Raw genomic sequence first — 21927 nt, 5'->3', positions numbered from 1 at the left:
TTTCTTTTAAACGCGAACAACAATTTTAGAATTTTTTCTTAATTTTTATCTTTAAATTGCAGCATGAATTTATTTTACAGAATTTTACTTTATTTCCAAAAACATGGGTATTATGTGTGTCAGCGAATTGCAGACAGATTGGGTATTAGGGCAAAAGTTGTAAGAACCTCCTTTATGTATTTAACTTTTGTAACCTTGGGTTTTGGTTTTGCTTTATATCTTTTTATTGCTTTTTGGATGCATATCAAGGATCTACTATACACAAAGCGTTCTTCGGTATTCGATTTATAAACTTTACACATGAACAACCCTTTAATCAAACTATTAAAATCTAAAATTTACACAGCCATTTTTCTATTGGCTATTTTATTGGGTGCAGGTGTGGTAGGTTTTAAAATATTGTCACAGCTTTCCTGGATAGATGCTTTTTACATGACGGTTATTACCATTACCACAGTAGGTTTTGGTGAAGTACAGCCTCTGGACGAAAGCTCCAAGGTGTTTACAATTTTATTGATTTTAACCAGTGTGGTTATTGTGGGTTACGCCATTAGTGTGATTACGGAGTATATTTTAAGCAAGAATAATTTAGAAGGACTAAAACAAAGAAAGATGCAAAAAAAGATAGACAACCTTAAAGATCATATTATTATTTGTGGATATGGTAGAAATGGAAAACAGGCAGCTACTAAATTAATGGCTTACAAGAAACCTTTTGTTGTTATAGAAAAAAACAAGGAAATTGCCGAAAAATATCAAAGTGAATTGGTGCCTTTTGTAATAGGAAATGCCAATGAAGACGAAACATTGTTGCAAGCTGGTATTGAAAGGGCTTCCACCTTAATATCTGCTTTGCCCAACGATGCCGATAATTTGTTTGTGGTGCTTTCTTCCAGACAAATAAATAGCGACCTAAATATTATAAGTCGTGCCTCTCAAGAAACCTCTTACAAAAAACTTAAATTGGCTGGAGCCAACAATGTTATTCTTCCGGATAAAATAGGAGGGGACCACATGGCTTCTTTGGTGGTTGTTCCTGGTTTGTTGGAGTTTATAGACAATTTGTCCATTGTTGGCAAATCCAACATCAATATTGAAGAAATTTCGGTGGAACAATTATACGATACCTCTCAAATAAAAACCATTAGGGACTTAGACCTTAGAAAGCAAACAGGTTGTAGTGTCATTGGTTTTAAAAATGCGCAAGGTGAATACTTGATTAATCCCGAAGCCGATTTAGAATTAATTCCAAATTCCAAAATTATAGTCCTTGGAAGGCCAGAACAAATTCAAAAGTTAAATTCATTGTACAATATTTAAAAATTCCTATTTTTTCGGTAAGCGTTAAATTAAAGACGAAACTTTAAAAACTCAATTTTTTTTAGCATCTTGCTGCCTTTAATAGACAAACTAACTAATAATATATCTTATGAAGAAAGCTCTTCTTTCATTTTTAACACTCATTATTCCTATATTAACGTTTGCTCAAGAAACAACTTCAGAGAAAATAGATCGTGTATTTCAGGATTACACGGGATGGTTTGTTGATGCCATATTTTATGAAATTCCATTTTCAGACACCTATCAAATTCCATGGGTATTGATTGTTCTTATTGGAGGTGCTTTGTTTTTTACCATTTATTTTAAATTTATCAATGTTACAGCATTTGGAACTGCCATAAGGGTTGTAAGAGGTAAATATGAAGACATTGAAAAGCATGGTGCAGATACTTTATATGGAGACCAAACAGATAATGAAGGTGGTGATGTTTTTGAGACCATAAAAAATGAAGGTGCAGATGGAGAGGTGAGTCATTTTCAAGCACTTACTGCTGCTTTATCTGCAACAGTTGGACTTGGTAATATTGCTGGTGTGGCTGTCGCTCTATCCATTGGAGGTCCTGGAGCTACGTTCTGGATGATTGTTGCTGGACTTTTAGGGATGGCTTCAAAATTTGCCGAGTGTACATTAGGTGTTAAATACCGTGATGTAGGTGAAGATGGAACCGTTTATGGTGGTCCAATGTACTATTTGACCAAAGGTTTAAAATCCAAAGGTATGGGAGGTTTTGGAAAAGTTCTGGCTGTTCTATTTGCCATTTTTGTTATAGGAGGATCTTTTGGTGGTGGAAATATGTTTCAAGCCAACCAAGCAGCTGCCCAATTTGTGAAATTATTTGAGTTGGAAGGTGGTAATGCTGGCTTGTACTTTGGTATTGTAATGGCTATTCTTGTAGCGATTGTTATTATTGGAGGTATTAAAAGAATTGCCAAAGTAACCGAAAAAGTGGTGCCTTTTATGGCTGGTATTTATGTGCTTGCTGCCTTGATTATTCTTGGGGCAAATTGGCATTTAATTGACGATGCTTTTGCATTGATTTTTGAAGGGGCTTTCTCAGGATTAGGTATTGCTGGTGGCCTGGTAGGTGTTATGATACAGGGTATTCGTAGAGGCGCTTTCTCAAACGAGGCTGGTGTTGGATCTGCTGCCATTGCGCATTCGGCTGTACGAACCAAATATCCTGCCAGTGAAGGAATTGTTGCTTTGTTGGAACCTTTTGTGGATACGGTTGTAATTTGTACCATGACAGCTCTTGTTATAGTAATTACAAACTTTGATGGAGGCTTTATGGAATATGGTGTAGAGATTAAAGAAGGTGTGGAAATTACAGCTGTCGCTTTTGATAGTGTGATACCTCATTTCTCCGTAATCCTTACCATAGCTGTTATCCTGTTTGCTTTTTCAACCATGATTTCTTGGTCTTATTACGGGATGCAAGGTTGGGTGTTTTTATTTGGAAAAGGAAAAATTACCGATTTAATCTATAAAATATTATTTTTATTCTTTGTAGTTGTAGGAGCATCCATTAGTCTAGGTGCTGTAATCAATTTCTCTGATGCTATGATTTTTGCCATGGTAGTGCCTAATATTATTGGAGTTGTTTTATTATCTCCAATCATAAGGGTGGAATTGAAAAAATACTACAAAGCAATTACAGTAAAGCATGAAGCTTTGGATGATGGTGCTGAAGATTTAACACAACACATGTAGCATTTAAAACCATAACATATGAAATCCCATTTCACGTTTACTAGAAAGCAACGGAATGGGATTTTTTTATTGATCCTTATTATTGTTTCATTACAGGCTCTCTATTTTTTTGTAAGTTTTTCAAAGGATGTAGATACTGTTGATAAGGATGGATTAAACAAGTTTCTTTTTGAAATAGATTCGTTACGGTTGGTTGAAATAGAAAACAGGAAACCTAAAGTTTATCCATTTAACCCTAATTATATTACAGATTATAAAGGCTATACGCTTGGCATGAGCAATGAAGAAATTGATAGGCTATTGCAATTTCGCGCTCAGGACAAATGGGTAAATTCTGCAAAGGAATTTCAGCAAGTTACTAAAGTATCAGACTCCTTGCTTGCTACCATGTCGCCGTATTTTAAATTTCCGGAATGGATAACAAACCCAAAAATTAAGAAAGATTATATAAATTCAAACGCAACACATCAGCCTAAAAATTTCGATCAAAAACAGGATTTAAATACTGCAACTGCCACACAATTACAAAGAATTAATGGAATAGGAGAAGCTTATTCAAAACGTATTATCAAGTATCGGGAGAAATATGGTGGTTTTATAGCAGATGTTCAGTTGCAGGAAGTTTACGGTTTGTCCCCAGAGGTTATAGAGCGACTTTTGGAACAGTTTACGGTTAAGACACCAAAACAGGTTGAAAAGATAGATTTAAACCAAGCTACAATAGAGCAATTGGTTACGGTACAATATATAGATTACGAAGTGGCACACCATATTATAGAACAAAGAACCCTAAGGGAAGGTTACAAATCCTTGGACGAATTATTGAAAGTAAAAAGCTTTCCTACTAACAAATTCGAGATAATTAAATTATATTTGAAGCTCAATCAATAAAGAGAAAAAGTATGAATAGTATGTACTTCACAGAAGAACATCAAATGTTTAGAGAAAGTCTTAAAGATTTTTTACAGAAAGAAGTGGTTCCACACATTGAAAAATGGGAAAAAACAGGAACTGTGGAACGTTTTATTTGGAAAAAGTTTGGTGACATGGGGTTTTTTGGTTTGGCTTACCCTGAAGCTTATGGAGGTTTAAACCTGGATTTGTTTTACACAGTGATATTTCTTGAGGAACTTCAAAAAATAAACTCAGGTGGTTTTGCAGCAAATATGTGGGCTCATGCCTATTTGGCCATGACCCATGTTAATAAGGAAGGAAGCCATGAGATAAAAGAAAAATATTTAGCCCCTAGTATATCTGGAGATAAAATTGGCTGCTTGTGTATTACAGAACCATTTGGAGGAAGCGATGTGGCAGGCATGAGGACCACAGCTGTAAAAAAAGGGGATACTTACATTATCAATGGTTCTAAAACTTTTATTACCAATGGTGTTTATAGCGATTATTTAGTGGTTGCTGCAAAAACAGACCCAGATGCAGGACATCGGGGAATGAGCATTTTTATCGTGGATAGGGAAACACCGGGAATCTCTGCCACCAAATTAGACAAACTGGGTTGGAGAGCTAGTGATACTGCCGAAATAGCTTTCGATAATGTGGTTGTTCCTGCCAATCAATTAATGGGAGAAGAAGGTAAAGGCTTTCCGTACATCATGCAGCATTTTGCCTTGGAAAGATTGATTATGGGAATCAATGCGCATGCAAGGGCTGAATACGCGTTGGACTATGCAAAACAATACATGAGTGAACGAACGGCTTTTGGTAAAACCATAGATCAATTTCAAGCCTTAAGGCATCGATATGCCGAATTGTATTCAGAAATGGAAGTTTGCCGTGAATTCAATTATTCTGTTGCTTACAGATTGGATAAAGGGGAATACGTTGTAAAACAGGCCACCATGTCCAAATTAAAATCCACTAAAATGGCAGACGAAGTTATAAACGAGTGCCTTCAGTTTTTAGGAGGTTATGGTTATATGGAAGAATACCCAATGGCCAGACTGCTTCGCGATAGCCGATTGGGCCCCATTGGTGGAGGGACTTCAGAAATTCTTCGTGAAATTTTGGCCAAAATGATTTTGGACGATAAAAACTATAAACCTGCTACTTAAGTAACCCATATATTATGAAACCATCCCCTTTCAAACATGTTTTAGGTCTTCTTATATTTTTAAGTGGTTTGTCAATTTTTTCACAAACCGAAATTAAAAATTCGGTATTGGATGCTGAAACCTTTATGCCATTGGAGAGTGCCAGTGTGTATGTTAAGAACACAACCACAGGAACCATTACCAATGCAGATGGAAAGTTTGTTTTGGTTGTGCCAGAAAAATATGTAAGAGACACGTTGGTAATCTCATCCATAGGTTATAAAAGTTATAAGGTCCCAGTGAATGAATTCGACAGTAGTTTTGATGTGTATTTGGAACCAGATGTGGCTTCCTTGGATGAAATACTCCTGGTTGCCGATACCAGACCAAAAACAGGGAACGATATCGTGTTAAGGGCTTTGGAAAGACTTTCTGAAAATTTACCGGATTCAGCTTATCTGGAAAAGGGGTTTGTTAGACATAAAGAACGAAATAAAAAGGAATTTAAATGGTTGGTGGAAGGTGCCATCACTCTGTATGATTCCAGTTATCAAACAAACACCACAGAGTTCCTAAAAATCAATGTCGATGAGGTAAGGAAAAGTTACGACCTAAGGGATGTGGATAGTTTATTAACCTATACGGCATACTTAAAGGACAAATCCAACAACAAGGATTTAAAAGCCAGAAATTTAAAAAGGGACACCATTAAAACATCTTCTTTGGTTAAAGCCATTAAATGGAATGACACCAGAATCAATGGTTTGGAGAACTTGTTTCATGGCAAGCTTAACTTGGTTAGAAATTCCAATAAACCAAGAGCGTTGTTCAACGAAAAGATGTTAGACCAACATTTGTTTTCATTGGATACCATTTTGGTGGACAATGATAGGAAAATTTATAAAATAAAGATTTCAAAAGGCAAGGATTACATTAACCTGGAAACCAAAGGTATCTACAATGATGGGTATCATGCCAATGGTTGGATTTATATTTACTGGGACACTTACGCCATAAAAAAAATTGAATATGAATTGGTAGCTGCTTCCAGTGCACAAAAAAGTAGGAGCAAAACTCTTTTTGGAACACAGGTAAACCATAAGTTGATTATTAATTATATGGAATACCAAGATAAAATGTACCCTAGTTATATCTATTACGAAACACCAAAACTGGTAAATGTTGGAACTAAAACAGGAAACCTTGCTGCTGGAGAAGAGGAAGAAAGCAATCCGGAAGAACGCTATTATTATACTGTGCAGGAAATATTGTTCACAGAGATTATTTTGGATAAAGAAAAGATAAAAGAGGCCTTAAACAGTACTTGGGATCCAGATATTTTTTCTCCAAGACCTTACAACAAGGCCTTTTGGAAAAATTATAACACGTTATTGGAAAGTGAAGAAGAAGAAAAACTCATTCAAGACCTGACCAAACGTTCTTCCTTATTCAAAGAGTAAGAGAATTGAATGAAATGGTTTTAATGATAGCTGCTGGTTTTGAGCTTCTTAATTTTTTTTGCGAGTAAAACATATTTGTTCAAAAAAAATAATTTTTTAATTGTGCATTATCAATTTGTTTTTATATTTGCAAACTGAAATTCTAAAAGAGAGGAGGTTAAGACACTATGTTAATAATACCAATAAAAGAAGGAGAAAATATAGATAGAGCGTTAAAGCGTTATAAGAGAAAGTTTGACAAAACTGGAACAAAACGTGCATTACAAGCTCGTAAGCAGTTTAACAAGCCATCTGTAGTACGTAGAGCTCAAATTCAAAAAGCGCAATACATTCAACATTTAAGAGATCAAGAAAACATCTAATCTCAAAATTTGTTAAATCCACATAAAAAATCCTGTCAACCATAGCTTAAGCAACGGTTTGGCAGGATTTTTTTGTTTTGAGGCCATCTACTTTTAAATTTCATATATTTACTGAACAATATTTACCTGCAAATGTCTTTAAATGCTTTTTTAGATTATTTATTACTTGAAAAAAAATATTCGAAACTTACCATACATGCCTATCAAAAAGACATCGTTGAGTTTTCAGGGTTTATAGGTTTGGAATATGGCAACAACTCCATAGATACGGTAAACTATTCCCAAATTAGAAGTTGGATCGTGAGTCTAGTGGAAAAAGGTATTTCAAACAGAAGTATCAACCGAAAAGTTTCAGCCCTAAATTCATATTATAAATTTTTATTGAAAACAGAAAGCATTCAAATCAATCCTCTGGCTAAGCACAAGGCTTTAAAAACCAGTAAAAAAATACAAGTCCCTTTTTCCGAAACTGAAATAGCAAACGTTTTGGATGACATTAATTACTCCAACGATTTTGAAGGTGTTAGAAACAAACTTATTATAGAACTGTTCTATTCCACTGGAATAAGAAGGATGGAATTGATAGAACTAAAACTAAAGGATATTGACTTTTCCAATAAAACCTTAAAGGTGCTTGGAAAAAGAAACAAAGAACGTTATGTGCCATTATTGAATATGGTTATGGAAAGCCTGAATGTTTATTTAGGATTTAGAAATCAATTGGAAAATATTACAGATAAAGAGGTTCTTTTTTTAACAAAAAATGGCGTTAAAATTTATGAAACACTTGTTTACCGAATAATTAATGAGTATTTTAGTTTAGTATCCAGTAAAGTGAAAAAGAGCCCACATATATTAAGGCATTCTTTTGCAACACATTTACTAAACCAAGGTGCAGATTTAAATGCTGTAAAAGAACTTTTGGGACATTCCAGTTTAGCTGCTACACAAGTTTACACTCACAACAGTATCGCCGAGTTAAAAAAAGTGTACCTAAACACACACCCTAGAAGTAAAAAATAGCCAGCATAACTTATTGTCTAATTCTAAAACAAAAGCAGTATGAAAGTAAACACGCAATCGGTCAATTTTAATGCAGACAAGAAATTGATAGACTTTATTCAAAAGCGTATGGACAAGTTGGATTTATTTTATGATAAAGTCATTAGTTCAGATGTTTATTTAAAAGTAGAGAACACCAGTGACAAGGAAAATAAAATATTTGAAGCTCGGGTAAGTGTCCCTGGAGATAGTTTGGTTGTAAAAAAGCAATGTAAAACTTTTGAAGAAGGAACAGATTTGGCAGTAGCCTCATTGGAGAGACAGCTAAAAAAACGAAAAGAAAAACTTAGAGCACATTTATAAGAAATTTTTCAGAAAAAATGTTTTGAAAAAGAAAATAAATATATACATTTGCAGTCCGTTAGAAATAGCGGGCTTTTTTTTAGTGAAAAAAGTTAAGAAAGCCGATGTAGCTCAGCTGGCTAGAGCAGCTGATTTGTAATCAGCAGGTCGTGGGTTCGAGTCCCTCCATCGGCTCAAAAAAATCTAATTTTCACAGGCTTTTAAAAGGCTAAATTAGATGAAGTTCTTTAATAGAGTGAAACATTTTAATTGGGGAGATACTCAAGCGGCCAACGAGGGCAGACTGTAAATCTGCTGACTACGTCTTCGCAGGTTCGAATCCTGCTCTCCCCACATTATTTTTAAAGGCTAAAAATAATACGGATTAAAATACAGGATATTAAATATTGCGAGAGTAGCTCAGTTGGTAGAGCGTCAGCCTTCCAAGCTGAATGTCGCCGGTTCGAACCCGGTCTCTCGCTCTTTTTTAAAGCCGGTGTAGCTCAGGGGTAGAGCGTTTCCTTGGTAAGGAAGAGGTCACGGGTTCAATTCCCGTCATTGGCTCTTTTTAAAGATGGATTAAATTAGAATACACTAATATTATTATATAACTAAGATTAAATTATTTAAAACATGGCAAAGGCAACTTTCGATCGTTCAAAACCACACTTAAATATTGGTACAATTGGACACGTAGATCACGGTAAAACAACTTTAACTGCTGCTATTACTAAAGTATTAGCTGATGCAGGTTTATCAGAAGCGAGATCATTTGATCAAATTGATAACGCACCAGAAGAAAAAGAAAGAGGTATTACAATTAATACATCACACGTAGAATATGCAACAGCTAATCGTCACTACGCTCACGTTGACTGTCCAGGTCACGCGGATTACGTAAAGAACATGGTTACTGGTGCTGCTCAAATGGATGGTGCTATCTTAGTAGTTGCGGCTACTGATGGTCCTATGCCACAAACTCGTGAGCACATCTTATTGGGACGTCAAGTAGGTATTCCTCGTATCGTGGTATTCATGAACAAAGTGGATATGGTTGATGATGCTGAGTTATTGGAATTGGTAGAAATGGAAATTAGAGATTTATTATCTTTCTATGAGTACGATGGAGATAATGGTCCTGTAATTGCTGGTTCTGCTTTAGGAGCATTAAACGGTGAGCAAAAATGGGTTGATACAGTAATGGAATTAATGGAAGCTGTAGACAACTGGATTGAAGAGCCACAACGTGAAGTTGATAAGCCTTTCTTGATGCCTATCGAAGATGTATTCTCAATTACTGGTCGTGGAACTGTAGCTACAGGTCGTATCGAAACTGGTATTGCCAATACAGGAGATCCTGTTGAAATTATTGGTATGGGAGCTGAAAAATTAACTTCTACTATTACCGGAATCGAAATGTTCCGTCAAATTTTAGATAGAGGAGAAGCTGGGGATAACGCTGGTATCTTATTAAGAGGTATTGATAAAACCCAAATCTCTAGAGGTATGGTTATCGTTAAACCAGGTTCAGTAACACCACACAAAAAATTCAAAGCTGAGGTTTATATCCTTAAAAAAGAAGAAGGTGGACGTCACACTCCATTCCATAACAACTACCGTCCACAGTTCTACGTTCGTACAACAGACGTAACTGGAAACATTGCGCTTCCTGATGGTGTTGAGATGGTAATGCCTGGAGATAACTTAACAATCACAGTAGAGTTAATCCAACCAATTGCAATGAATGTTGGTCTTCGTTTCGCAATCCGTGAAGGAGGAAGAACAGTTGGAGCTGGTCAGGTAACTGAAATTTTAGACTAATAAAGTTTAATTAAATATCAAGTTAAGGTATTCCGTTTTCGGAATGCCTTCACTTGTATTTACGGGTTTAGCTCAGTTGGTAGAGCACTGGTCTCCAAAACCAGGTGTCGGGAGTTCGAGTCTCTCAACCCGTGCAAATAAATGTATTATAATGGCAGGAATTATAAACTATATAAAAGAATCATTTGGTGAATTAAAGAACAATGTAACCTGGCCAACCATGGCTGAGGCACAAAGTTTAACAGTTTTGGTAGCTGTGTTTTCAATTGTTTTTTCTTTAGCAATTTGGGGAGTGGATACCGTATTTAGTAAAGTTGTTGGGTTCTATTTTAAATTCATTAACGGTTAAAAAAAGATTTTATGTCTGAAGGGAATGGAAAAAAATGGTACGTAGTACGTGCTGTAAGTGGTCAAGAAAATAAAATTAAGGCTTACATCGAAACAGAAATTGCTAGATTGGGCTTAGAAGATTATGTAGACCAAGTTTTAGTTCCAACCGAAAAAGTAATTCAAATACGTAACGGAAAGAAAATAAACAAAGAAAAGGTTTATTTTCCAGGTTACATCATGATAAAAGCTAATTTAACAGGAGAGATCCCTCACATTATCAAATCGGTGACAAATGTTATCGGGTTTTTAGGAGAGACAAAAGGAGGGGATCCAGTGCCTTTAAGACAATCTGAAGTAAATAGAATGTTAGGAAAGGTAGACGAGCTTACTGTAGATGCAGACGCAAGTGTTGCCATACCATTTAAAGTAGGAGAAACTGTTAAAGTAATTGATGGCCCATTCAATGGTTTTGATGGTACCATCGAGAAAATTAATGAAGAAAAGCGTAAGCTTGAAGTGATGGTTAAGATTTTCGGAAGAAAAACACCATTGGAATTAAGTTATATGCAGGTTGAAAAAGTATAATAATTGTTACAAACATAACGTGTGATCTTAAGCTTCTAAACAATAAGAATTGCACAAAAACTAAATTATTAAAAAATGGCAAAAGAGTTAAGTAAAGTAGTTAAACTACAAGTTAGGGGAGGTGCAGCGAATCCGTCGCCACCGGTTGGACCCGCTTTAGGTGCCGCTGGAGTTAACATCATGGAGTTCTGTAAGCAGTTTAATGCTAGAACCCAAGATAAACCTGGTAAAGTTTTACCAGTGGTGATTTCGGTTTTCAAAGACAAATCATTTGACTTTGTAATCAAAACACCACCTGCAGCTGTACAATTATTAGAAGCGGCCAAAGTAAAAAAAGGTTCAGGAGAACCTCATATTAAAAAAATTGCAAAAGTTTCTTGGGATCAGATTAGAACCATAGCAGAAGACAAAATGCAAGATTTAAACGCATTTACTATTGAAGCTGCCATGAAAATGGTAGCAGGTACTGCAAGATCAATGGGTATAACTGTAAAAGGTGGCGAAGCCCCTAATTAATCTAAAAAATTTTTAAAATGGCAAGATTAACAAGAAAACAAAAAGAAGCTTTAGCAAAGATAGAAAAAGGAAAACTTTACTCTATTACTGAAGCATCAGCATTAGTAAAAGATATAACCAATACCAAATTTGATGCATCTGTTGATATAGCAGTTCGTTTAGGAGTAGATCCTAGAAAAGCCAATCAAATGGTAAGAGGTGTTGTAACACTTCCTCATGGTACTGGTAAAGACGTAAAAGTTTTAGCATTGGTAACTCCAGATAAAGAAGCAGAAGCTAAAGAAGCAGGCGCAGATTATGTAGGTTTAGACGAGTATCTTGATAAAATCAAGAGTGGATGGACAGACGTAGATGTTATTGTAACCATGCCTAGCGTAATGGGTAAATTAGGTCCTTTAGGACGTGTGTTAGGTCCTCGTGGTTTAATGCCAAACCCAAAAACAGGAACTGTAACAATGGATGTTGCTAAAGCTGTTAGCGATGTTAAAGCTGGTAAAATTGACTTTAAAGTTGATAAAACAGGAATCGTTCATGCCTCAATAGGAAAAGCATCTTTTAGTGCTGATAAGATTGTGGACAACGCAAACGAATTATTACAAACATTAATAAAACTAAAACCAACTGCAGCCAAAGGTACTTATGTAAAAAGCATTTACATGTCTTCTACCATGAGTCCAAGTGTAGCTGTTGATCCTAAAATCGGTTAAGTAGTTTAAAACTTTTATTATGACAAGAGAAGAAAAATCACAAGTAATCGAAGACTTAACTGCGCAATTAGCTGATAATACAAATATCTACTTAGCAGATATATCAGGATTGGACGCAGCTAGTACTTCAAACTTACGTCGTGCTTGCTTTAAAGCAAACGTAAAATTAGCAGTAGTTAAAAATACCTTGCTTGCTAAAGCAATGGAGGCATCAGATAAAGATTTTGGAGAACTTCCTTCTACTTTAAAAGGAAACACTTCAGTAATGTATTCTGAAACCGGTAATGCTCCAGCCAAAATAATCCAAAACTTCCGTAAAAAATCAGATAAGCCACTTTTAAAAGGTGCTTTTATTGAGGAGGCAATTTATATTGGCGATGCACAACTAGACGCTTTAGTTGATATTAAATCTAAAGAAGAAGTTATTGGAGATATTATTGGATTATTACAATCTCCAGCTAAAAATGTTATTTCTGCACTTAAATCAAGTGGAGGTAAATTAGCAGGTATTATAAAAACATTATCCGAAAAAGAAGGATAATCTTAAACGTGTACGCACTTAAACAAATTATATTTTATTAAAACTATTAAAAACGATAGAAAATGGCAGATTTAAAAGATTTCGCAGAACAATTGGTTAACTTAACAGTAAAAGAAGTAAACGAGTTAGCAACTATATTAAAAGATGAGTATGGTATCGAGCCTGCAGCTGCTGCTGTAGCTATGGCTGGTCCTGTTGCTGGTGGTGGAGACGCTGCAGAAGAGCAAACAGAATTTGATGTTATCCTTAAAGCAGCTGGTGCTTCTAAATTAGCAGTAGTTAAATTGGTTAAAGAATTAACTGGTTTAGGATTAAAAGAAGCTAAAGAATTAGTTGATGGTGCACCAAGCCCAATCAAAGAAGGAGTTTCTAAAGATGAAGCAGAAGCTTTAAAAGCATCTTTAGAGGAAGCTGGAGCTGAGGTTGAGCTTAAGTAAGCTTAACACCCAAAATTAACAAAGGTTTAGGTCTGGAGAACGCTCTCTAAGACCTAGACCATTTGTCGTATATAGCCAGTAGGCTATAACAAACATTTTTTTTTAATCAAAATTCCGTCCATTGATGTTAGTAACACAAGCTGAAAGATTAAACTTCTCGTCTATTATCAATAGAACAGAATATCCAGATTTCATGGATATTCAGATTAAATCCTTTCAGGATTTTTTCCAGTTAGAAACTAAATCAGAAGAAAGAGGTAATGAAGGTCTTTATAACACCTTCATGGAAAACTTCCCAATAACAGACACACGTAATCAATTTGTTTTAGAATTTTTAGATTACTTTATCGATCCACCTAGATATACCATTGAAGAATGTATTGAAAGAGGACTTACATATAGCGTTCCACTTAAGGCTAGATTAAAACTGTACTGTACAGACCCTGAACATGAGGATTTCGAGACCATTGTTCAAGATGTGTATTTAGGTACCATCCCTTACATGACACCTTCTGGTACGTTTTGTATCAATGGTGCAGAACGTGTTGTGGTTTCTCAATTACATCGTTCTCCTGGTGTGTTTTTTGGACAATCTTTCCACGCAAATGGAACTAAATTATATTCTGCAAGAGTTATTCCTTTCAAAGGCTCTTGGATTGAGTTCGCAACAGACATTAACTCTGTTATGTACGCCTATATCGATCGTAAGAAAAAATTACCTGTAACAACATTATTTAGAGCTATTGGTTTTGAGCGTGACAAAGACATACTTGAAATATTTGACCTTGCTGAAGAAGTAAAAGTTTCAAAAGCTGGATTAAAAAAGGTTCTAGGGCGTAAACTTGCAGCTCGTGTCCTTAATACATGGCATGAAGATTTTGTAGATGAAGACACTGGTGAGGTAGTATCCATTGAGAGAAACGAAATAGTTCTGGATCGTGATACTGTTTTAGATAAAGACAATATTGAGGAAATCCTTGAAACAAGCGTAAAAACCATTCTTTTACACAAAGAAAGCGCGCAACAAGGTGACTATGCCATTATCCACAACACCTTACAAAAAGATCCAACAAACTCTGAAAAAGAAGCTGTTGAACACATATACAGACAACTGCGTAATGCTGAGCCGCCAGATGAGGAAACAGCACGTGGTATCATTGATAAATTATTCTTTTCAGACCAACGTTACTCTTTAGGGGAAGTAGGTCGTTACAGAATGAACAAAAAATTAGGTTTGGATATTGGAATGGATAAGCAAGTACTTACCAAAGAAGATATCATTACCATTATAAAATATTTAATCGAGCTTATTAATTCCAAAGCAGAGATTGACGATATCGATCACTTATCCAACCGTCGTGTACGTACAGTTGGTGAACAATTGTCATCTCAATTTGGTGTTGGTTTAGCGCGTATGGCGCGTACCATTCGTGAGCGTATGAACGTTCGTGATAACGAAGTATTTACGCCAATAGACTTAATTAATGCCAAGACTTTATCGTCTGTTATTAATTCATTCTTTGGAACCAACCAATTATCTCAGTTCATGGATCAAACAAACCCATTGGCAGAGATAACCCACAAACGTCGTTTATCGGCTCTGGGACCAGGTGGTTTATCACGTGAGAGAGCAGGTTTCGAGGTTCGTGACGTTCACTATACACATTACGGAAGACTTTGTCCAATTGAGACTCCAGAGGGTCCAAACATTGGTCTTATTTCTTCACTTTCTGTTTATGCTAAAGTGAATTCCATGGGATTCATTGAAACACCTTATAGAAAGGTAACAGATGGTGTTGTAGATATTAAAGGAGAACCTGTTTACTTAAGTGCAGAAGAAGAAGAAGAGCAAATGATCGCTCAAGCAACCGTTAAGGTAGATGATACTGGTAAAATTCTTCACGATAAGGTAATTGCCAGAATGGAAGGCGATTTTCCTGTTGTGGAACCAAGCCAAGTTCATTATACAGATGTTGCACCAAACCAAATTGCTTCCATTTCGGCATCCTTAATTCCATTCTTGGAACATGATGATGCAAACAGAGCCTTGATGGGATCTAACATGATGCGTCAAGCTGTCCCTTTATTACGTCCTCAAGCTCCTATTGTTGGAACCGGACTGGAAAGACAAGTAGCTTCAGATTCCCGTGTATTGATCAATGCTGAAGGAAATGGAGTGGTAGAGTATGTAGATGCCAACGAGATCACTATCAAGTATGATAGAACAGAAGACGAGGCAAAAGTAAGTTTTGATAGCGATGTTAAAACCTACCCTTTAATCAAGTTCAGAAAAACCAACCAAGGAACATCCATCAACTTAAAACCCATTGTAGAAAAAGGAGATAAAGTTGTTAAAGGGCAAGTGCTATGTGAAGGTTATGCAACTCAAAAAGGAGAATTGGCCTTAGGAAGAAATATGAAAGTAGCCTTCATGCCTTGGAAAGGGTATAACTTTGAGGATGCGATCGTAATTTCTGAAAAAGTAGTTCGCGAAGATATCTTTACATCCATCCATATTGATGAGTATTCTCTTGAAGTGAGAGATACCAAATTAGGAAACGAAGAGCTTACCAACGATATTCCTAACGTTTCTGAAGAGGCTACCAAAGACCTTGACGAAAATGGAATGATCCGTATTGGTGCTGAAGTAAAACCAGGAGATATTCTTATTGGAAAAATTACACCAAAAGGTGAAAGCGATCCAACTCCTGAAGAAAAACTATTACGAGCTATTTTTGGTGATAAAGCAGGAGATGTTAAAGATGCCTCTTTAAAAGCATCACCTTCATTAAATGGTGTGGTAATAGATAAAAAATTATTTGCTCGTGCAGTAAAAGATAAACGTAAACGTGCAAAAGATAAAGAAGATATTGCACAACTTGAGGGTATCTACGATAAAAAATTCGACGATTTAAAAGAAGTTTTAGTTGAAAAACTTTTTGCAATCGTTGGAGGTAAAACAGCTCAAGGTGTCTATAATGATCTAGGTGAAGAAGTATTGCCAAAAGGTAAAAAGTACACCCTTAAAATGTTAAATGCCGTAGATGATTATACACATTTAACCACAGGAGTATGGACAACAGACGATTATACCAATAAACTGGTAGCCGACTTGATCCATAACTACAAGATTAAGGAAAACGATTTACAAGGATCTTTGCGTCGTGAGAAGTTTACCATTTCTGTTGGAGACGAGTTACCAGCTGGTATTATAAAATTAGCTAAAGTTTACATAGCTAAAAAACGTAAACTAAAAGTTGGAGATAAAATGGCAGGACGTCATGGTAACAAAGGTATTGTTGCTCGAATAGTACGTCAAGAAGATATGCCATTCCTAGAAGATGGAACGCCTGTGGACATAGTTCTAAACCCATTAGGTGTACCTTCCCGTATGAACATTGGGCAGATTTACGAAACGGTTCTTGGTTGGGCTGGACAAAAGTTAGGGCGTACCTACGCAACCCCAATTTTTGATGGTGCATCTCTAGACCAAATCAATAAATTTACAGATGAAGCTGGAATTCCAAGATTTGGACACACCTATCTATATGATGGTGGAACAGGAGATCGTTTTGACCAACCTGCAACAGTTGGAGTGATCTATATGTTAAAATTAGGACATATGGTTGACGATAAAATGCACGCACGTTCTATAGGACCTTACTCATTGATTACACAACAACCTCTTGGTGGTAAAGCACAATTTGGAGGACAACGTTTTGGAGAGATGGAAGTTTGGGCATTAGAAGCATATGGTGCATCTGCAACATTAAGAGAAATATTGACCGTGAAATCTGATGATGTTATTGGTAGAGCTAAAACTTATGAAAGTATTGTAAAAGGTGAACCAATGCCAGAACCTGGATTACCAGAATCTTTCAACGTACTTATGCACGAATTGAAAGGATTAGGACTGGACATTAGATTAGAAGAGTAATTTCGAGAGGACAATTCGCAACTGTCCCAATTAAAACAAGCGTTGTATGTAAGGAGAGCTCGCGGGCTCTCCATACTAAAAACATAAAAGATGGCAAGAAAACAAGATAAGAATACAGTACAGAGATTTAACAAAATCTCCATTGGTTTAGCATCACCAGAATCTATTTTAGCAGAATCTCGAGGTGAAGTCCTAAAACCAGAAACTATCAATTATCGAACTCATAAACCAGAACGTGATGGTTTATTCTGTGAGCGTATTTTTGGTCCTGTTAAGGATTACGAGTGTGCTTGTGGAAAATATAAAAGAATTCGCTACAAAGGTATTATTTGCGACCGTTGTGGTGTGGAAGTAACAGAAAAGAAAGTACGTAGAGATCGAGTAGGACATATTAATTTGGTTGTTCCTGTTGCGCATATCTGGTATTTCCGTTCGTTACCAAATAAAATAGGTTACCTTTTAGGATTACCATCTAAAAAACTGGATATGATAATTTACTACGAACGTTACGTAGTTATTCAACCAGGTATTGCAAATAATGCAGAAGGAGAGCCTTTGCAAAAAATGGATTTCTTAACGGAAGAAGAATATTTGAACATTCTGGAAACCCTTCCAAAAGAAAACCAATACCTTGAAGATTCAGATCCTAACAAGTTTATTGCTAAAATGGGAGCTGAATGTTTAATAGATTTATTGGCAAGAATTGATTTAGACAGTTTGTCGTTTGAATTACGTCATAAAGCAAACACAGAAACGTCTAAACAACGTAAAACCGAAGCTTTAAAAAGGTTACAAGTAGTGGAAGCCCTTCGTGAATCAAACGAAAACAGGGAAAATCGTCCAGAATGGATGATCATGAAAGTCATTCCAATCATTCCACCGGAATTACGTCCCTTGGTACCTCTTGATGGTGGTCGTTTTGCTACCTCAGATTTAAACGACTTATACCGACGTGTGATTATTAGAAACAACCGTCTTAAAAGACTTGTTGAAATAAAAGCACCAGAAGTTATTTTACGTAACGAAAAGCGTATGTTGCAGGAATCTGTAGATTCGCTATTCGATAACACACGTAAGTCATCAGCAGTTAAAACAGATTCAAACAGACCTTTAAAATCACTTTCAGATTCATTAAAAGGGAAACAAGGTCGTTTCCGTCAAAACTTATTAGGAAAACGTGTGGACTATTCTGCTCGTTCGGTAATTGTTGTTGGACCAGAATTAAAATTATACGAATGTGGATTGCCAAAGAACATGGCAGCTGAACTTTACAAACCTTTTGTTATAAGAAAATTAATAGAGAGAGGTATAGTAAAAACAGTAAAATCTGCAAAGAAAATTATAGATAGAAGAGAACCTGTGGTTTGGGACATTTTAGAGAATGTTTTAAAAGGACATCCAGTGCTTTTAAATCGTGCTCCTACCTTACACAGATTAGGAATTCAAGCATTCCAACCTAAATTGATAGAAGGAAAAGCCATTCAGTTACACCCACTTGTAACAACTGCTTTTAATGCCGATTTCGATGGGGATCAAATGGCAGTACACTTGCCGTTGGGACCAGAAGCTATTTTGGAATCTCAATTATTAATGTTGGCTTCCCACAATATCTTAAACCCTGCAAATGGTTCTCCTGTAGCTGTACCTTCTCAGGATATGGTACTTGGTCTTTACTATATGACCAAAGAGCGTAAATCTACCAAAGATGTACAAATCAAAGGTGAAGGATTAACGTTCTATTCACCAGAAGAGGTGGTTATTGCCTACAATGAAAAGCGTGTGGACTTAAATGCATCCATTAAAGTAAGAACTTACGACTTTAACGAGGAAGGCGAATTAACATTGCAAATTATTCCTACAACAGTAGGACGTGTATTGTTCAATCAAAACGTACCTCATGCTGCTGGATACATTAACGAAGTACTTACCAAAAAATCATTGAGAAACATTATTGGTGATATTTTAAAAGTAACTTCTGTTCCAGAAACGGCAGAGTTTCTTGATGAAATTAAAAGCTTAGGATATAATTTCGCCTTTAAAGGTGGATTATCGTTCAGTTTAGGAGATATTATCATACCACCAGAAAAGCATGATATGATTGCTAGCGCTAACAAGCAGGTAGATGGTATTATGGCCAACTATAACATGGGACTTATAACCAACAATGAGCGTTATAACCAAGTTATCGATATCTGGACTTCAACCAATGCTGAGTTGACCGAGTTGTCCATGAAACGTATTCGTGAAGACCAACAAGGGTTTAATTCGGTGTATATGATGCTTGATTCTGGTGCTCGTGGATCCAAAGAACAGATCCGTCAGCTTACAGGAATGCGTGGATTGATGGCAAAACCTAAGAAATCCAATGCTGGAGGAGGCGAGATTATCGAAAACCCAATTCTCTCCAACTTTAAAGAAGGTCTATCTATTTTAGAATACTTTATTTCTACGCATGGTGCTCGTAAAGGTCTTGCAGATACAGCTCTTAAAACAGCAGATGCGGGTTATTTAACACGTCGTTTGGTGGATGTTTCACAAGACGTTATTGTTAATAGCGAAGATTGTGGAACCCTTAGAGGTGTGGAAGTAACGCCATTAAAGAAAAATGATGAAGTTGTAGAGTCTTTACAAGATAGAATTATAGGAAGAATTTCTTTAAATGATGTATATAATCCATTAACAGACGAATTACTTGTGGCCTCAGGAGAACTAATAGATGAAGCAACAGCCAAATCTATTGAAGACTCTCCACTTGAAACAGTAGAAGTACGTTCACCATTAACCTGTGAAGCAAAACAAGGTATTTGTGCCAAATGTTATGGCCGTAATTTGGCTACCAACAAAATGGTACAACTTGGAGAAGCAGTAGGTGTTGTGGCAGCTCAATCTATTGGAGAACCTGGTACACAGTTAACATTGCGTACGTTCCACGTAGGTGGAATTGCAGGAAACATTTCTGAAGAAAACAAGCTAACCGTTAAGTTTGACGGTATAGCAGAAATTGACGATTTAAAAACCGTAAAAGGTGAAAACAGTCAGGGTGAACAAGTAAACATTGTTATTTCCCGTACTTCTGAGCTTAAATTGGTAGATAAGAAAACAGGTATTGTTTTAAGTACCAATAACATTCCTTACGGATCTTCTATTTATGTGAAGAATGGCGATGAAGTTAAAAAAGGAGATGTTGTATGTTCTTGGGATCCATATAACGGAGTAATTATTTCAGAATTTGCTGGAAAAGTACGCTACGAAAATATTGAACAAGGTATTACGTACCAAGTAGAAATAGATGAGCAAACAGGTTTCCAAGAAAAAGTAATTTCTGAATCCAGAAATAAAAAGTTAATCCCTACGCTTCATATTGAAGATTCAAAAGGAGAGACCATACGTTCTTACAACTTACCGGTTGGAGCGCATTTAATGATTGACGATGGCGATAAAATTAAAGTTGGTAAAATTTTAGTTAAAATCCCACGTAAGTCTGCTAAATCTGGAGATATTACAGGAGGTTTACCACGTGTAACAGAATTGTTTGAAGCACGTAACCCTTCCAATCCAGCAGTAGTAAGTGCTATTGATGGTGTGATTTCTTTTGGAAAAATCAAACGAGGTAATAGAGAGATTATAGTGGAATCTAAATTAGGTGAAGTTAAAAAATACCTTGTTAAGTTATCAAATCAAATTCTTGTACAAGAAAACGATTTTATTAAAGCAGGTATGCCTTTATCAGATGGATCTATAACTCCAAATGATATCTTGGATATTAAAGGACCTTCAGCAGTACAACAATATTTGGTAAATGAAGTTCAAGAAGTTTACCGTTTACAAGGTGTGAAAATTAACGATAAGCACTTTGAGGTTGTAGTTAGACAAATGATGCGTAAAGTAAGAATAATCGACTCTGGAGATACCACATTCTTAGAAGACCAATTAGTTCACAAATCAGATTTCATTGAAGAAAATGACGAAGTATTTGGAATGAAAGTGGTTGAAGATGCAGGAGATTCCGCAACTATTAAACCAGGACAGATAATATCACCTCGTGAATTGAGAGATGAGAACTCTATTCTTCGAAGAGAAGATAAGAACCTTATTGTTGCCAGAGATGCACAACCAGCTACTGCAACACCAATTTTACAAGGTATTACCAGAGCATCGTTACAAACTAAATCGTTTATTTCCGCAGCATCGTTCCAGGAAACAACAAAAGTACTTAACGAAGCAGCTGTAAATGGTAAAGTAGATGAATTGGAAGGACTAAAAGAAAATGTTATTGTAGGTCATAGAATTCCAGCAGGAACAGGTATGAGAACATATGAGAACATAATTGTTGGTTCTAAAGAAGAATTCGATGAAATGATGCAAGCAAAACAAGAAGTTAATTACAATTAATGTTTTGTGTATTCATTTAAAAATAAATAATTAAAAGAATCCTGCTATTGCAGGATTCTTTGTTTAAAATTTAACAGATTATGTCAGACGAAAAGAATCAAAAAAAACCAGGACAGATTAACATAGAACTGGATGAAAAAGTGGCCGAAGGAACCTATTCCAACTTGGCTATTATCAATCATTCCGTATCAGAATTTGTGATAGATTTTGTAAGCATCATGCCAGGAACCCCAAAAAGCAAGGTTAAATCCAGAATTATTTTAACACCACAACACGCCAAGCGTTTGCTTAAAGCTTTGGGTGATAACGTTAACAAGTTTGAGCATGCTCATGGTGAAATTAAAGATTACGAGCAACCTCCAATTCCATTAAATTTTGGACCAACAGGAGAGGCT

General features: G+C 36.0%; 19 protein-coding genes and 5 tRNA genes. All 24 read left to right on the top strand.

Features of this window, described 5'->3' with window-relative positions:
• The first annotated feature begins 63 nt into the window (after positions 1-63).
• Positions 64-291, top strand: coding sequence for a PspC domain-containing protein (locus tag D778_RS08085; protein ID WP_007649533.1), 228 nt, complete (start codon positions 64-66; stop codon positions 289-291).
• Positions 292-300: 9 nt separating this feature from the next.
• Complete coding sequence (locus D778_RS08080) at positions 301-1320, top strand: potassium channel family protein (protein WP_007649530.1); 1020 nt, start codon at positions 301-303, stop codon at positions 1318-1320.
• 109 nt (positions 1321-1429) lie between these two features.
• A complete protein-coding gene (locus D778_RS08075; RefSeq protein ID WP_007649528.1) occupies positions 1430-3052 on the top strand; it encodes an alanine/glycine:cation symporter family protein in 1623 nt (540 codons plus the stop codon).
• A gap of 18 nt (positions 3053-3070) precedes the next feature.
• The gene (locus D778_RS08070; protein WP_007649526.1) at positions 3071-3943 is read left to right on the top strand and encodes a ComEA family DNA-binding protein; all 873 of its coding nucleotides are present in this window, start codon (positions 3071-3073) and stop codon (positions 3941-3943) included.
• An 11-nt stretch (positions 3944-3954) separates the two neighbouring features.
• A complete protein-coding gene (locus D778_RS08065) occupies positions 3955-5121 on the top strand; it encodes an acyl-CoA dehydrogenase family protein (protein WP_007649524.1) in 1167 nt (388 codons plus the stop codon).
• A 14-nt stretch (positions 5122-5135) separates the two neighbouring features.
• On the top strand, positions 5136-6560 hold the full coding sequence (locus D778_RS08060; protein ID WP_007649522.1) for a carboxypeptidase-like regulatory domain-containing protein: 1425 nt from the start codon (positions 5136-5138) through the stop codon (positions 6558-6560).
• 167 nt (positions 6561-6727) lie between these two features.
• On the top strand, positions 6728-6922 hold the full coding sequence (rpsU, locus tag D778_RS08055) for a 30S ribosomal protein S21 (protein ID WP_007649516.1): 195 nt from the start codon (positions 6728-6730) through the stop codon (positions 6920-6922).
• Positions 6923-7054: 132 nt separating this feature from the next.
• Positions 7055-7945, top strand: coding sequence for a tyrosine-type recombinase/integrase (locus D778_RS08050; protein ID WP_007649515.1), 891 nt, complete (start codon positions 7055-7057; stop codon positions 7943-7945).
• Between the two features lie 39 nt (positions 7946-7984).
• Complete coding sequence (hpf, locus tag D778_RS08045; protein WP_007649514.1) at positions 7985-8287, top strand: ribosome hibernation-promoting factor, HPF/YfiA family; 303 nt, start codon at positions 7985-7987, stop codon at positions 8285-8287.
• Between the two features lie 100 nt (positions 8288-8387).
• Positions 8388-8461: transfer RNA gene (locus D778_RS08040), tRNA-Thr, on the top strand.
• 77 nt (positions 8462-8538) lie between these two features.
• A tRNA-Tyr gene (locus tag D778_RS08035) sits at positions 8539-8620 on the top strand.
• 55 nt (positions 8621-8675) lie between these two features.
• Positions 8676-8748, top strand: a tRNA-Gly gene (locus tag D778_RS08030).
• A gap of 10 nt (positions 8749-8758) precedes the next feature.
• Positions 8759-8830 (top strand) — tRNA-Thr (locus D778_RS08025).
• Between the two features lie 69 nt (positions 8831-8899).
• A complete protein-coding gene (tuf, locus tag D778_RS08020) occupies positions 8900-10087 on the top strand; it encodes an elongation factor Tu (protein ID WP_007649512.1) in 1188 nt (395 codons plus the stop codon).
• A gap of 61 nt (positions 10088-10148) precedes the next feature.
• Positions 10149-10221, top strand: a tRNA-Trp gene (locus tag D778_RS08015).
• A 17-nt stretch (positions 10222-10238) separates the two neighbouring features.
• On the top strand, positions 10239-10436 hold the full coding sequence (secE, locus tag D778_RS08010) for a preprotein translocase subunit SecE (protein ID WP_007649511.1): 198 nt from the start codon (positions 10239-10241) through the stop codon (positions 10434-10436).
• Positions 10437-10447: 11 nt separating this feature from the next.
• Positions 10448-11002 (top strand): transcription termination/antitermination protein NusG, encoded by a 555-nt coding sequence (gene nusG, locus D778_RS08005; RefSeq protein WP_007649510.1) that lies wholly within the window; start codon positions 10448-10450, stop codon positions 11000-11002.
• Between the two features lie 75 nt (positions 11003-11077).
• Complete coding sequence (rplK, locus tag D778_RS08000; protein ID WP_007649509.1) at positions 11078-11518, top strand: 50S ribosomal protein L11; 441 nt, start codon at positions 11078-11080, stop codon at positions 11516-11518.
• A 17-nt stretch (positions 11519-11535) separates the two neighbouring features.
• Positions 11536-12225 carry a 50S ribosomal protein L1 gene (gene rplA, locus D778_RS07995; RefSeq protein WP_007649508.1) on the top strand — a complete coding sequence of 230 codons (690 nt, stop codon included), beginning with the start codon at positions 11536-11538 and terminating at the stop codon, positions 12223-12225.
• Positions 12226-12244: 19 nt separating this feature from the next.
• Positions 12245-12766, top strand: a complete 522-nt coding sequence (gene rplJ, locus D778_RS07990; RefSeq protein ID WP_007649507.1) for a 50S ribosomal protein L10 — start codon at positions 12245-12247, stop codon at positions 12764-12766.
• Positions 12767-12828: 62 nt separating this feature from the next.
• Positions 12829-13203 carry a 50S ribosomal protein L7/L12 gene (rplL, locus tag D778_RS07985; protein WP_007649505.1) on the top strand — a complete coding sequence of 125 codons (375 nt, stop codon included), beginning with the start codon at positions 12829-12831 and terminating at the stop codon, positions 13201-13203.
• Positions 13204-13327: 124 nt separating this feature from the next.
• Positions 13328-17140: a DNA-directed RNA polymerase subunit beta gene (rpoB, locus tag D778_RS07980; RefSeq protein ID WP_007649504.1), complete on the top strand. Its 3813-nt coding sequence runs from the start codon at positions 13328-13330 to the stop codon at positions 17138-17140.
• A gap of 90 nt (positions 17141-17230) precedes the next feature.
• Positions 17231-21532, top strand: coding sequence for a DNA-directed RNA polymerase subunit beta' (gene rpoC, locus D778_RS07975; protein ID WP_007649503.1), 4302 nt, complete (start codon positions 17231-17233; stop codon positions 21530-21532).
• 80 nt (positions 21533-21612) lie between these two features.
• The coding region (locus D778_RS07970; RefSeq protein WP_040491884.1) for a DUF3467 domain-containing protein at positions 21613-21927 on the top strand (315 nt) is incomplete at its 3' end.

It is taken from the genome of Xanthomarina gelatinilytica (assembly GCF_000348685.1).
GTDB classification, from domain to species: Bacteria; Bacteroidota; Bacteroidia; order Flavobacteriales; family Flavobacteriaceae; genus Xanthomarina; species Xanthomarina gelatinilytica.
Note: the sequence above shows the minus strand (reverse complement) of the source record. Positions and strands in the feature narration are given on the sequence as shown.

Coding starts and splice junctions, on each gene's coding strand:
- D778_RS08085 (WP_007649533.1), top strand. CDS start 64: ATGAATTTATTTTACAGAATTTTACTTTATTTCCAAAAACATGGGTAT.
- D778_RS08080 (WP_007649530.1), top strand. CDS start 301: ATGAACAACCCTTTAATCAAACTATTAAAATCTAAAATTTACACAGCC.
- D778_RS08075 (WP_007649528.1), top strand. CDS start 1,430: ATGAAGAAAGCTCTTCTTTCATTTTTAACACTCATTATTCCTATATTA.
- D778_RS08070 (WP_007649526.1), top strand. CDS start 3,071: ATGAAATCCCATTTCACGTTTACTAGAAAGCAACGGAATGGGATTTTT.
- D778_RS08065 (WP_007649524.1), top strand. CDS start 3,955: ATGAATAGTATGTACTTCACAGAAGAACATCAAATGTTTAGAGAAAGT.
- D778_RS08060 (WP_007649522.1), top strand. CDS start 5,136: ATGAAACCATCCCCTTTCAAACATGTTTTAGGTCTTCTTATATTTTTA.
- rpsU (WP_007649516.1), top strand. CDS start 6,728: ATGTTAATAATACCAATAAAAGAAGGAGAAAATATAGATAGAGCGTTA.
- D778_RS08050 (WP_007649515.1), top strand. CDS start 7,055: ATGTCTTTAAATGCTTTTTTAGATTATTTATTACTTGAAAAAAAATAT.
- hpf (WP_007649514.1), top strand. CDS start 7,985: ATGAAAGTAAACACGCAATCGGTCAATTTTAATGCAGACAAGAAATTG.
- tuf (WP_007649512.1), top strand. CDS start 8,900: ATGGCAAAGGCAACTTTCGATCGTTCAAAACCACACTTAAATATTGGT.
- secE (WP_007649511.1), top strand. CDS start 10,239: ATGGCAGGAATTATAAACTATATAAAAGAATCATTTGGTGAATTAAAG.
- nusG (WP_007649510.1), top strand. CDS start 10,448: ATGTCTGAAGGGAATGGAAAAAAATGGTACGTAGTACGTGCTGTAAGT.
- rplK (WP_007649509.1), top strand. CDS start 11,078: ATGGCAAAAGAGTTAAGTAAAGTAGTTAAACTACAAGTTAGGGGAGGT.
- rplA (WP_007649508.1), top strand. CDS start 11,536: ATGGCAAGATTAACAAGAAAACAAAAAGAAGCTTTAGCAAAGATAGAA.
- rplJ (WP_007649507.1), top strand. CDS start 12,245: ATGACAAGAGAAGAAAAATCACAAGTAATCGAAGACTTAACTGCGCAA.
- rplL (WP_007649505.1), top strand. CDS start 12,829: ATGGCAGATTTAAAAGATTTCGCAGAACAATTGGTTAACTTAACAGTA.
- rpoB (WP_007649504.1), top strand. CDS start 13,328: ATGTTAGTAACACAAGCTGAAAGATTAAACTTCTCGTCTATTATCAAT.
- rpoC (WP_007649503.1), top strand. CDS start 17,231: ATGGCAAGAAAACAAGATAAGAATACAGTACAGAGATTTAACAAAATC.